Origin of the sequence: Acinetobacter sp. AOR14_HL (genome assembly GCF_027855175.1) — a bacterium.
GTDB classification, from domain to species: domain Bacteria; phylum Pseudomonadota; class Gammaproteobacteria; order Pseudomonadales; family Moraxellaceae; genus Acinetobacter; species Acinetobacter calcoaceticus.
In genome coordinates, this window is sequence record NZ_JAKTII010000011.1 from 14,028 (window position 1) to 27,323 (window position 13,296).

The 13,296-nt window shown below is 41.0% G+C and carries 9 protein-coding genes; 5 read left to right on the forward strand and 4 right to left on the reverse strand.

Features of this window, described 5'->3' with window-relative positions:
• Positions 1–135: 135 nt before the first annotated feature.
• Together MKL38_RS10215 and MKL38_RS10220 are read left to right on the forward strand one after the other, a co-directional pair.
• A complete protein-coding gene (locus MKL38_RS10215; RefSeq protein WP_270903199.1) occupies positions 136–1,425 on the forward strand; it encodes a hypothetical protein in 1,290 nt (429 codons plus the stop codon).
• 78 nt (positions 1,426–1,503) lie between these two features.
• Entirely contained in the window at positions 1,504–2,235 is a 732-nt protein-coding gene (locus MKL38_RS10220; RefSeq protein ID WP_270903200.1) for a sulfite exporter TauE/SafE family protein, read from the forward strand.
• A gap of 9 nt (positions 2,236–2,244) precedes the next feature.
• Here the strand turns inward: MKL38_RS10220 and MKL38_RS10225 are convergent, their stop codons facing one another.
• From MKL38_RS10225 to MKL38_RS10240, 4 genes are all read right to left on the reverse strand, one after another.
• Complete coding sequence (locus MKL38_RS10225; protein WP_270903201.1) at positions 2,245–3,135, reverse strand: LysR family transcriptional regulator; 891 nt, start codon at positions 3,133–3,135, stop codon at positions 2,245–2,247.
• Between the two features lie 106 nt (positions 3,136–3,241).
• Positions 3,242–4,537 (reverse strand): solute carrier family 23 protein, encoded by a 1,296-nt coding sequence (locus MKL38_RS10230; protein WP_003654314.1) that lies wholly within the window; start codon positions 4,535–4,537, stop codon positions 3,242–3,244.
• Between the two features lie 297 nt (positions 4,538–4,834).
• Positions 4,835–7,519: a phosphoenolpyruvate carboxylase gene (gene ppc, locus MKL38_RS10235; RefSeq protein ID WP_003654312.1), complete on the reverse strand. Its 2,685-nt coding sequence runs from the start codon at positions 7,517–7,519 to the stop codon at positions 4,835–4,837.
• A gap of 170 nt (positions 7,520–7,689) precedes the next feature.
• A complete protein-coding gene (locus tag MKL38_RS10240; protein WP_209831649.1) occupies positions 7,690–8,313 on the reverse strand; it encodes a TetR/AcrR family transcriptional regulator in 624 nt (207 codons plus the stop codon).
• Between the two features lie 148 nt (positions 8,314–8,461).
• On the opposite strand from MKL38_RS10240, the gene MKL38_RS10245 reads away from it, so the two are divergent.
• The 3 genes from MKL38_RS10245 (at position 8,462) to MKL38_RS10255 (ending at position 13,206) form a co-directional block, all read left to right on the forward strand.
• A complete protein-coding gene (locus MKL38_RS10245) occupies positions 8,462–9,568 on the forward strand; it encodes an efflux RND transporter periplasmic adaptor subunit (protein ID WP_003654309.1) in 1,107 nt (368 codons plus the stop codon).
• On the forward strand, positions 9,565–12,690 hold the full coding sequence (locus tag MKL38_RS10250; protein WP_270903202.1) for an efflux RND transporter permease subunit: 3,126 nt from the start codon (positions 9,565–9,567) through the stop codon (positions 12,688–12,690). The genes MKL38_RS10245 and MKL38_RS10250 overlap by 4 nt, the downstream gene beginning before the upstream one ends.
• 138 nt (positions 12,691–12,828) lie before the next feature.
• Entirely contained in the window at positions 12,829–13,206 is a 378-nt protein-coding gene (locus MKL38_RS10255; RefSeq protein WP_016139760.1) for a hypothetical protein, read from the forward strand.
• Positions 13,207–13,296 lie beyond the last annotated feature (90 nt).

Consider the following 13,296-nt stretch of genomic DNA (forward strand, 5'->3'; position numbering starts at 1 on the left):
GCAATAACATGATATTTGTTCTGCGTAAGCAGAGCTCGTCAGTATTTTGTATATTAAGCTTCTGCTGCACTTTGTACTGCGATCAAAGCAGTTTTTTGGTCTAGCTTAGGATTTTATTTTTTAGAGGCACTATTCATGTCACTGCTACGCCGTTGGTTTGACCCTATCCGATCGAGTTGGTTTTACCAAAAACCCTCTCGTCAAGCGGTGTTACCCACGGAAAATGGTTTAAGTATTTATTTACGACTTGATGATGTGTATAGCTATTTGGCTGTTCAGCAATTGTCTCAGCTCGATGAGATTTTAAGTGATGAACTTAAGCCTTTAAAGATTATTATTTCCCATACGGCTTCTGAACCTCCAAATGGTATGTCACATGAAGAGTGGCAAAATTATTGTCTAAATGATGCAAAAATTTTAGCCAAGCAACACCGTTTTGCTTTTGATGAATTTCCAGAAATCCCAAGCCAAGAATCTTTAAAACAAGCCGCTGTCATATTAAAAAGAACTCCATTACAAGGTCAGAATTTCTTACATTTACTAGAAGATATTTTTCACATGCTTTGGCAGCAGCAATATGGAAAGCTGCGTACTCTTCATGCCATGGCAGTTAAACATCAGCTTCCTCAACATTTTTCAGAACGTATTTTTACGGATGAACCTGTACCGGCGGCATACTTTGAATTTGGTGGACGTAAGTATCATGCAGTAGATGATTTATTACGTTTAACCCGTCGTCTAAAACAGCAAAAGTTACTTACTGGTAATCCGATCTTTTTAATTAATCATATCGAATGGCGTGAACATTTGATTAATGACGCTGAGGCACTTACCGAAATTCAGACACTTCGTCCTGAACTCGATATATATATTGCCTTAGAAGATCCAATGAGTTGGCTGTTACTTGCTTATATTAAGGAAGAGCTGGCCGATTATTATGACATTCAATTAAAAGTTTACCCTTTAAGCTATCAAGGCCGAGATTGGTTTGACTGGAGTTTGGCAACCCGTGTTTCTAAACGAACAGATGTAGCTTTTACCCCTTTTTGCCGTCCTACAGAAGAAAGTACGCTTGAAATGGCAAAGCTTTTCTATAGCGTACTTGAAAATCAGCAAATCGATACGGTTTTTACGATTTTGCAGGCTGTGTGGACAAAAGGCAAAGATTTATCTTTCAAAAAGCATTTCCAAGAATTACAGCAACAGTTGGGAATTGAGCAGTTAACTGAGCAGGATGTGCCAGCTGTTCTGGCGCAAAATGACGCATTTTGCAGAGATAAGCATCAGCCTGATTTACCAGTTTTAGAGTTGCGTATTGATGGGCAAAGCTATGTATTTAATAGTTTGTATCGTGTTTGGATGATTGAAAGTATTTTTAGTAATGTTTTAGAAGAAAAATATAAAACGGCCTCAACTTCTAATTGAGGCCTACTCCTAAAAACAAGAATAGGGCAAAACCTGTTTTTTCCGTAGCATAACCTTGTAAGGAATCGGAGATAAACAGTGACATTTCTAGCAATTATTATGATGGTGTTTGCCTTTGCTGGCATGATTAAAGGCATGATTGGTCTAGGGTTGCCCGCAGTATCGATGGGCTTACTCACCATCGCAATGAGTCCTTTTCAAGCAGCCTCTTTACTCATTGTTCCTTCAATGGTCACTAATGTTTGGCAGCTTTTCGCTGAAGGACATGTCTGGGCTTTTATTCGCCGTTTCTGGACTTTGCTTGTAGGCATTGTAGTGGGCTCAATATGGAGCTTTCTGCCCACCTTGAGCCAAAGTCATGGGCATAGTAGTGAAATTTTATTAGGCTGTATGCTGGCTTTATATGGACTCTACGGTCTATGTGTGAAGAAGCTCCCGCACTTAGGCAAGCATGAACGTTGGTTATCGCCCATCATTGGTTATATCGGTGGGGCAGTGACGGTAGCAACAGGTGTGATTATTATTCCAGTAGTACCTTACTTGCAGTCGTTGCATTTAAAACGTGATGAGCTGGTACAGGCTTTGGGGCTGACTTTTACTGTCTCTACGATTTGCCTTGCAGTGTTTTTACACCACAACCCTATATCAGGAATAACGCTAGACTATCGTTTATCTTTTGCGGCTTTATTTGCTGCATTAGTTGGAATGTGGTTAGGTAAAAAAATCCGTTATCGACTAAATGAACAAAAATTTCGTCGTATATTTTTTATTGGTTTGGTGTCATTAGGGATTTATATGGTTTTGCACTAAGCCAAGTATTTAAGGGCGATGTTGCAGTAAAAAATCAGAAAACTGTTGATAGCTTTGAGGAAGTTGATTGAAATTTTGTGTGGCTAAAAGCAGTTTACGATTTGCCCACGCCCCTAGTAATTGAATCGAATGGAAATCATAGTCCGATTGCAAACGCTGTGCAGCGCGGGCGGGCATAATTGCAATTCCAACACCTTTCGCCACAACCTCAGCAATTGCGCCAAAGCTAGGTAAACGTAAACGGTACTGTATGTTAAAGCCCAATAATTTAGCTTGAGTTTCAATTGATTGTTGCAGAGAGTGGTGGGGCTTAAGACCAATAAAGCCATAGCTTAGAGCATCTACCAAATTCAGCTCTTGGTATTGAGCTAAATTGTGGGTAGTAGGGCAAATCAGAACTAAAGGGTCGCTGGCAAATTCTTTTGTTTGCAAATGCCTTGTATCAAAGAAACTTGAGACGAGTCCTAAATTGGCAATTCCCTGCGTTAATGCATCTACAATTTCAGAGCTTTCTGCTTCGTGCAAATCGATATTCATTTCGGGATGTAGTACTAGATATTGCGGTAAGAGAGGCGGTAGATATTCACTTTGAGCAGAAGAGTTACACCAAAGGATCAATGATTCTGTGGTCTTTTGCCTAAAACGCTGCATTTCTTGTTCGAGTTGATCTTTTTGCGCCAAAAGCTGACGAGCATGTTCAGTAAAAGCATGTCCTGCGGTCGTGAGTTCGACTCCTGTTGTCTGGCGAATAAATAAAGGAGTTTCAAAATATTGTTCGAGTTTTTTTATACGTTCGCTGGTAGCCTGAAGTGAAATCGCGGAACGATCTGCACCTTTAGTTAGGCTACCTGTAGAGACAATATGGAGAACCAGTTGTAAATCAAAAAAATCAAAACGCATGACAGGGAACGTATTGAAGGGTAAGTGATCATCATACTAAAAAGTGATCAAGAAAGGGCGATGAAAAATAATAATAAAAAAGGCAGCTGATGCTGCCTTTGGGAACTTAAGTTTTATCTTTTAAACTAAACAACCAGTTCAAAATAATGGCTGCAAACGTTGCTGTACCAATGCCGCCTAAATTGAAGTTACCAAACATCAATTCAAAGTTTCCGGCACCTAAAATAATCGTCACAGAAGCAACAATCAGGTTTTTATTGTTAGAAAAATCGACTTTATTTTCAATCCAGATTTTTGCACCAGCAATGGTAATTAAACCAAACACGACAATAGACGCACCTGTTAAAACAGCATTTGGGATGGTGCTAATTACTGCGCCAAATTTTGGAGATAAACCCAAGAAAATTGCAAAGACACCAGCAATGACAAAAACAATCGTTGAGTACACACGAGTTACCGCCATAACTCCAATGTTTTCACCGTAGGTGGTCATACCCGGTGCACCTACGCTACCAGAGAGTGTTGTGGCCAAACCATCTGCGACAAATGCTTTCCCCAATTGTGGAGTCAGGTTTTCACCAGTCATGGCACCTACAGCTTTAATATGCCCTAGGTTTTCTGCTACTAAAATAAGCGCAACCGGAGCAATAATGAGCATAGCTCTGGTGTCAAAAGTAGGGTGTGAAAAACTTGGAATTCCGAACCACGCAGCCGCTGAAATCTGGCTAAAATCGATTGGTTTACCTAAACCTAGACCATTGGTGGTGATAGCATAAATCACATAAGCCAAGATTAAACCAACCAATAGAAGTAGACGTTGCAATAAGCCGCGAGTAAAGACTGCAATACTTCCCATACAAAGTACGGTAATGAGTGCCATCCACATTTCAAATGGTTGGCCTGCAACACCTTTAATCGTAACAGGTGCAAGGTTTAGACCAATAATCATCACAATCGCGCCAGTAACGACAGGCGGCATGAGTTTTTCAATCCAGCGTGTGCCAGTAAGCATCACAATAAAACCGATGAGGGCATAAAACACGCCGCACGCAACGATTCCACCTAAAGCCATAGAGAGGTTTGGATTTGCACCTGAACCTGTAATATGCCCAGTCGCTGCTGCAACCACACCAATAAAGGCAAAACTTGATCCTAAGTAACTTGGAACGCGACCACCTGTAATTAAGAAGAACAGGATGGTACAGATGCCAGACATTAAAATGGCAAGATTTGGATTAAAACCCATGAGTAATGGTGCTAAAACAGTTGCTCCAAACATGGCAAACGCATGTTGAATACCTAAAATAGCACTTTGAACTGGAGGGAGATATTCATTGGTAGAGACTGGCCGATGGTCAATATCACCTTGGTAAGGCTGCCATTTTGGAAACCAATTGGACATAAAATAAACTCGTTATTTTTTAATTGGTGCCATGATACTCTTTCTTGAGAATGCATTTAATCTCTAGAGAGAAGTATGTCCGTGAAAATTAATTATTTTTTAACGATTGGTATAATTTTTAAATTCTAAATGTACGTATTTAGTTATTTTTTTCTTATAAAAATTAATTTTATGATTTTTAAAAAATATTTAAAAAAATAGAAAATCGGCGAAAATTTAAGAAAACTGGGGAACTTTGTAAGTAAAAAGCAGTGCATCGGTAATGCACTGCTTTGTTAAACAATCGGTAAAATCAGCTTAGCCAGTGTTACGTAAACCAGCAGCAATACCTGCAATACTCACCATTAGCGCATGATCAACAGGGGTGTTTTCTGCTTGACGCTCAGCGAGATAATCACGACGGCGTTTCATCAGTTCAGCCTGTAAAAGGTGTAAAGGTAGTAAATAAGGTTTACGAACTTGCATAGACTGATCAAGAACTTCGTTATTACTCAGAAGTTTTGATTCATCTTTTAAAGCAAGCAGGGTTTCAACAGCATCTTTTAATCGCTGACGTAATTGGTTGCCGAGTACTTTTAAATCTTCATCTTCAGTCAGATGTGATTCGTAATAGAGCGCAATGTTGGCATCGGCTTTTGACAATACCATTTCCAGCATATCGATGAGTGTCTGGAAATAAGGCCATTGCTGGAGCATTTCATCAAGGGTTGCTTTTTGCTGATCTGCAATCACTTCATTAATTGCTGCCCCAGTGCCTAACCATGCAGGTAACATTAAACGGATTTGTGTCCATGCAAACACCCATGGAATGGCACGTAAAGACTCGATGCCGCCACTCACTTTACGTTTTGCCGGACGTGAGCCTAAAGGCAACATTTGTAACTCAAGCTCAGGCGTAACGGTCCGTAAATATTTCACGAAGTGTGGGTTTTCACGCACTGTTTGACGATAAACCTTAACAGAATGATCTGTCATACGGTTCATGAGTTCACGCCATTCAGCTTTAGGTTCCGGTGGTGGTAATAAGGTCGCTTCAAGTGTTGCTGCGGTATAGATTTCAAGGTTTTGCATTGCAATCCCTTCTAGACCGAATTTGAAGCGGATCATTTCACCTTGTTCAGTCACTCGGATTGCACCCGAGATCGAACCCGGTGGCTGTGAAAATAGTGCCTGTTGAGTTGGAGCACCACCACGACTAATTGAACCACCACGACCGTGGAACAGAGTCAACTGTACGCCGTGTGTTTGAGCAATTGCAGTCAGCTCTTCTTGAGCACGATATTGTGCCCAGTTGGCAGACATAAATCCGGCATCTTTTGCAGAGTCAGAGTAACCGATCATAACTTCGTGTTTACCCTGAATGTGCTGTTTATACCAATGCATATTGAACAGCGTATTCATGGTAGTTGCAGCGCCATCTAAGTCCTTTAAAGTTTCAAACAGAGGAACTACTCGTAAAGGATGCTGAATACCTGCTTCTTTTTGTAACAACAATACAGCTAAAACATCGCTTGGATATTCAGCCATAGAAATAATATAAGCCCCTAAAGATTCAGGCGGTTGGTCTGCCAAAGTACGCATGGTTGCAAATACTTCTTGAACATCTGGGTGTCCAATCAAACTGCCTTCAGGTTCATTAATATATTTCGGTAAAAGTGGACGTTTGCTTTGTAATTCCTGAATTAGAAAGTTTTGGCGCGCTTGTTCAGTCCACGATTCAAAATTACCTAAACCTAAGTATTCGGTAATTGCTGAAATTGCTTGACGGTGACGACCTGATTCTTGGCGAATGTCGAGTTTAAGTAGTTCAATACCAAAACAGTTCACACGGTAGATAAAGTCGAGTAGTTGACCATTCGCAATTTCAGGCAGGTTACTGTCGATTAAAGAGCGATAGCACAGCAATAATGGTTGTAAGAGCTCATCTTTACTTTTAATCACATTCGTATCGTCTGCTTCGAGTCCTTGCAAACGTTGAGCTAACCAGTGACGAGTCGCTTTTAAGCGTTCTCGTGTTGCACGTAAATACTCACGATAAGGTTCTGCATGTTGGTTACCAATGGCTTGAATCATTTCTTCAGAACAGGTTTGGATCGAAAGTTCCCAACGTAAGTTTTCGATATCTCTTAAATAGAGATCGGCAGCTTGCCAGCGCGATAACCACAGCACTTCTTGTGTAATTTGATGGGTAACATTTGGGTTACCATCACGGTCTCCACCCATCCATGAGGCGAAACGCACTGGTGCAATGTTAAGGGGTAAGTTTTGTTGGCAATTTTCTTGAACCAACTCATTTAACTCTCGAATAAATTTAGGTACTGCATTCCAAAGTGTTTGTTCAATGGTTGCAAAGCCCCATTTTGCTTCATCAACAGGAGTCGGACGATGTTGGCGAATTTCATCTGTTTGCCATGCCGAACTAATTTGTTGTTTTAGGTTCGCAAGTGCACTTTGACGCTCTCGAGGAGTAAGTTTTTGCTGATCAAGCTGAGACAAGCACGCATTGATATCATCATATTTCTGAATGAGTGTACGACGACTGACTTCAGTTGGATGTGCCGTAAGTACCAGCTCAATATCAAGATCACAAACTTGTTGGAATAGTTTTTCTGTTGAAATACTTTTATCTTTAAATTTTTCAAATAGGTGAACAAGCGGATTCGGAGAGTTGGCATCCGAATCGAATTCTGCTTGTCTACGGCTACGGACCACATGATATTGTTCGGCAATATTGGCAAAATTTAGGAAATGAGAAAAAGCTCGGGTAAGGGGAAGTAGTTCATCGTCGGGTAGATTTAAAAATAATTGTTCTAGTTGCTTTTGGGCTTCAGCTTGGCCATCACGTGCACCTTTAGCAAGGGCACGAATTTGCTCGATCTGATTAAACAGCTCTTGTCCTGCATGTTGCTTTAGGGTTTCACCTAATAAATTACCAAGTAAGCGGACATCCTCGCGCAGTGGCGCATCGATTTGCTGAACCATGCTATTTTCTCCTGTTCTTATCCTTATCGAATATAGCGTGATTAACAAACATTCCAAGCTTTGAGCGTAAGAAAATGTGAATTTTTGCTTAAAAAATAACATTTAATTCGCTTATGGCGTCTTAAAAGAAGACATGCACTCAGTGCAACTTTTGGCAATCGGACTTTGGTTTAATTCCGATATTTGAGCAGGAATAACGTAATTGCATCTTGAATGATTTGCTCAAGCTCATGAGCATTTGGTACAGCAATGATCCCAAGTAAAACCTTCTGGTGGCGTACGCCAAGCAATAAGGACATAAGAAGCTCGGTTTGATAAGTAGGATTATCGGTTTGAATAAAACCTAATTGAGCCGCTTTTTGCAAAAACTCAGCTAATTGATTTTGCAGGCGGGTATGAGATGCATCAAAAAACTGTAGAGCGAGAGGACTTTGTTCTGCTGCAAGTTCAAATAAAACGTGCTCGAGTTTAAGCGCTTCAGGTGAGTAAATAATCTGCAAAGCACGTAAACAAACACTGTGGAGTGTCTGGCAAAAGTCTGCCGAGGCATCTAATTCAAATTGTTTAGTGCAGAGAGACTCTTCACAGGTTTCTGTAATTGCGCAAATAAATAGATTGGCTTTGTCTTGAAAGTGATTATAAACCGTGAGCTTAGTGACACCTGCTTCCTGTGCAATCTGGTTCATGCTGGTACCGTGATAGCCAGATTTTAAAAAAATAGCTTTCGCGGCTTGTAAGATACGAGCACGTTTTTCTAGATCTTTGGGGCGCCCACTTTGATTAACTGTTTGCACAAAACCCTCTGTTAAAAATTTAAAAAATAGCGATTTATAAGTTTTTCTTTAATTAATGTACCCATGAGTATATTAATTAAAAAACAAACAATTTATGATGCAAGCATATTGTGCCTTAAAAAATCAGTTTGAATAAGAGCGATAAGATATGAATCTGTTAAAACCTCTCATCATGAGTATGGTGATTGTTTGTACGGTCACATTAATGGGGTGTAGTAAAGAAGCCCCAAAAACAGAAGAAATACCCTATGTGATGGTGGCTCAACCCTTGACCACACTCAATGAACAAAAAAGCTACGCAGGGGATGTGCAGGCCAGACAACAAACGGCTTTAGCGTTTCGAGTTGGTGGGCAAGTCACGGCACGTTACGTGGACGTCGGTGATCGAGTTAAGGTTGGACAAGTTTTGGCAAAGCTTGACGTGGCAGATGCTCAGCTACAGTTAAATGCTGCTAAAGCCCAACTGGACAATGCACAGGCAGCAGCAAAAACGGCATCAGATGAGTTAAAACGTTTTCAGCAATTACTGCCAATTAATGCGGTTAGCCGTTCGCAATACGATACGGTAAAAAATCAGTATGACTCGGCACAAGCAGCGTTACAACAAGCTCGTTCTAACTATGAAGTTTCTGCCAATCAGACAGGATATAACCAACTCGTTTCTAATAAAAATGGGGTGATTACTGCGCGAAACATTGAAATTGGACAAGTGGTTGCAGCGGGTCAAGCCGCTTATCAACTGGCAATTGATGGAGAGCGTGAAGTTGTCATTGGCGTACCAGAACAAGCGGTTGCCGAGATCAAAGTTGGTCAGGCAGCTTGGGTCACTTTATGGTCTAAACCGAATGATCGATTTGCTGGTTATGTGCGCGAAGTTTCTCCCGCGGCTGATCAGTCTCGTACCTTTACAGTCAAGGTTGCACTCAAAGAAGGGCAGTCTGTTATTCAGCTTGGACAAAGTGCACGTGTATTTTTTAGCTCAACTCAAACCAATGTGATGAGTGTGCCACTTTCGAGTGTTTCAGCAACAGATAATCAGCCTTATGTATGGGTTGTTAATGCGAATCAGACATTGCGTAAAGTACCTGTAACAATTGGTGCATATGGAAAAGATAGTGTGCCGGTATTATCTGGCTTAGCTCCAAATGATTGGGTTGTGATTGGCGGCGTACATTTGCTACGTGATAAACAGAAGATTCACCCGATTGACCGTGAAAACCGTGGGGTGAAAATTCAGGGAGCAACCCAGCCATGAAATTCAATCTCTCGGAATGGGCATTAAATAATAAAGGCATCGTCCTTTATTTTATGCTGTTGCTTGGCATTATCGGTGCGATCTCTTATTCAAAATTATCACAAAGTGAAGACCCACCCTTTACCTTTAAGGTAATGGTGGTACAGACCTATTGGCCTGGGGCGACTGCCAAAGAAGTTTCTACTTTAGTTACGGACCGTATCGAAAAGGAACTTATGACAACAGGGCAGTATGACAAGATTATGGCTTATTCCCGTCCAGGCGAGTCACTAGTCACTTTTGTGGCCAAGGATTCACTTACTTCTGACAAGATTCCCGATGTTTGGTACAACGTTCGTAAGAAGGTCAATGATATACGTCATGAACTACCAAACGGCGTACAAGGTCCATTTTTCAATGACGAATTTGGCGATACTTTCGGCAATATTTATGTACTGACAGGCAAAGACTTTGACTATGCACTTCTTAAGGAATATGCAGATCGTTTGCAATTACAGCTTCAACGGGTCAAGGATGTCAGTAAGGTCGAATTAATTGGTCTGCAAGACCAAAAAATCTGGATTGAGATTTCTAACACCAAAGCGGTACAGCTTGGTATTCCAGTGACTGCGATTCAAGATGCCTTACAAAAGCAAAACAGTATGGCAAGTGCAGGTTTTTTTGAAACAGGCACAGACCGTATTCAGATTCGGGTAAGTGGTCATTTACAAAACATTGATGAAATTAAGAAAATGCCTTTACTGGTAGGTGATAAAACCATTCAACTCGGAGATGTCGCTGATGTCTACCGTGGTTTTAGTCAACCTGCTCAGCCACGTATGCGTTTCATGGGTGAAAATGGTATTGGTATTGCTCTATCGATGCGTAAGGGCGGTGACATTATTGCCTTAGGTAAAAATCTCGACACAGAATTTGCCCAACTGCAAAAAACTTTGCCTTTAGGCATGAAACTCCAAAAAGTTTCTGACCAACCTGTAGCGGTACAACGCAGTATTCAGGAGTTTATAAAGGTACTCGCTGAAGCAGTTATTATTGTCTTGTTAGTGAGTTTTTTCTCTTTAGGTTTCCGTACAGGATTGGTTGTCGCTTTTTCTATTCCTTTAGTTTTAGCAATGACCTTTGCGGGTATGAGTCTATTCGATGTCGGCCTGCATAAGATTTCACTGGGTGCCTTGATTCTGGCGCTAGGTTTGTTAGTCGATGACGCCATTATTGCTGTCGAGATGATGGCAATTAAGATGGAGCAGGGGTATAGCCGAATTAAAGCCGCCGGATTTGCGTGGAAAACAACAGCATTTCCGATGCTCACTGGAACACTGATTACTGCGGCTGGTTTCTTACCGATCGCTACGGCTCAGTCTGGTACAGGTGAATACACTCGCTCTATCTTTCAGGTGGTGACGATTGCCTTATTAGTCTCTTGGGTCGCGGCAGTTTTATTCGTACCTTATTTAGGTGAAAAGCTATTACCCGACTTTACCAAAATAGGCCATCAGGCACCTTGGTATGTCCGTTTATGGGCGAGATTAACTAAAAAACCGCAACCGCAAACTGTGGCTATTTCACAGGACCATCACTACGACCCTTACCAATCTAGCTTCTATTTACGTTTTAGAAAGATGGTCGAGTTTTGTGTGACTTACCGTAAAACAGTAATTGCGACGACGGCGGGTATTTTTGTACTGTCTGTATTGATGTTTAAGATAGTTCCTCAGCAGTTTTTCCCACCTTCGAACCGTGCCGAGATTTTAGTCGATTTAAAACTTGAAGAAGGCGCTTCTTTAACAGCGACAGAACAAGCTGTGAAAAAGGTTGAAAAGTTTCTGTCTAAACAAAAAGGTATTGATAACTATGTGGCCTATGTCGGTACAGGTTCACCACGTTTTTATTTACCATTAGACCAGCAATTACCGCAAGCCAGCTTTGCGCAGTTTGTAGTTCTGGCATCATCACTTGATGATCGTGATGAAATTCGACGCTCGTTAGAAACACAAATTAAGCAATTACTTCCGCAAGTTCGTACTCGCGTGTCATTACTGGAAAATGGCCCACCTGTTGGTTATCCGTTGCAATATCGTGTGTCGGGTGAAGATCAAAATCTGGTACGTCAAGAAGCACAGAAAGTCGCTAAACTAGTTAGCGAAAACCCGAATACGACCAATGTACATTTAGATTGGGGTGAGCCGAGTAAGATTATTTCAATTCAAATTGACCAAGATCGTGCTCGACAAATGGGTGTCTCTAGTGTGGATTTAGCGAATTTCATTAATGCATCAATTACAGGTAGTGCGATTGAGCAATATCGTGAAAAGCGTGAACTCATTGAAATCCGTTTACGCGGTGATCAGAGTGAGCGAGTTGAAGTGGCTTCACTGGCAAGTTTAGCTGTACCAACGACCAATGGAACGACTGTGCCTTTAGCTCAAATCGCTAAAATTGAGTATAAATTTGAAGATGGTTTAATCTGGCATCGTAACCGCTTACCAACCATTACTGTTCGTGCAGATATCCGGACTCAATTACAGCCAGCTACAGTGGTTGGTGAGTTAGCTGAATCAATGGATAAGTTACGTGCTGAATTACCAAGTGGCTATCTTGTTGAAGTTGGTGGAACGGTAGAAGAGTCTGCACGTGGGCAAAATTCTGTGAATGCTGGTATGCCACTGTTTTTAGCAGTTGTCATGACATTACTGATGATTCAGCTCAAAAGCTTATCGCGCGCGACCATTGTGTTGTTAACAGCTCCACTAGGTTTAATTGGTGTGGTTTTATTCTTACTGTTATTTAACAAACCATTTGGCTTTGTGGCCATGTTAGGCACAATTGCACTCTCTGGCATGATCATGCGTAACTCGCTTATCTTGATTGATCAAATTGAACAAGACAGGCAAGCAGGTCATTCAACATGGGAAGCGATTATTGAGGCTACTGTACGTCGATTCCGTCCGATTATTTTGACTGCTTTGGCCGCGGTTCTGGCGATGATTCCACTTTCACGGAGTATTTTCTTTGGTCCGATGGCAGTTGCGATCATGGGTGGATTGATTGTTGCCACCTTACTGACATTATTTTTCTTACCTGCACTCTACGCAGCATGGTTTAAGGTGAAAAAAACCGCATAAAATACATAAATTTTTTGTGAATAAAGGTGCGAAATATTGAAAACTCCAATATAGTAGCACCTGTCTTTACACAAAAAATACAGGATTATTTCACTGCATAAAAAATAGGCAAATGCAGTGAATTGAGGTGAAATACAGATGGGGCAAGACCATATCGAACAGCATCGCCGTTATATTGTAATTTCTTATGCGTTCATGTTTCTTGCATTGTTTACAGTTATTTTTGCAGCCTTTGCTTATTTGGTTGCTCGCAAAGTAGCAGTTGTAGATAATGCGGAAGTTTGGATTCATGCGCATGCACTATGGATTATGCGAAACGGGATTCTATTTCTTTGTATGGCAATTTTTGCTGCGGTCTGGTTTATTCCGCTCTTCTTTTTTGCATGGGACAGTAATCTTTGGGTAACTGCCTCTACGGTTGCTGGCGTGGTATTTAGCGCGATTGCGTGGTTATTTCTATTAAATGCATGGTTAAAAGGCTTGTCTAAATATTTAAAAAATAAGGCAGTTTTTTAATATATCTATTTTTTAAACATTTTCCCCTTGTAAATTCGGCTAAAGCCCCCCATTTAGTCGGCAATAGAGTATTGATAAAATTCCGTGAGG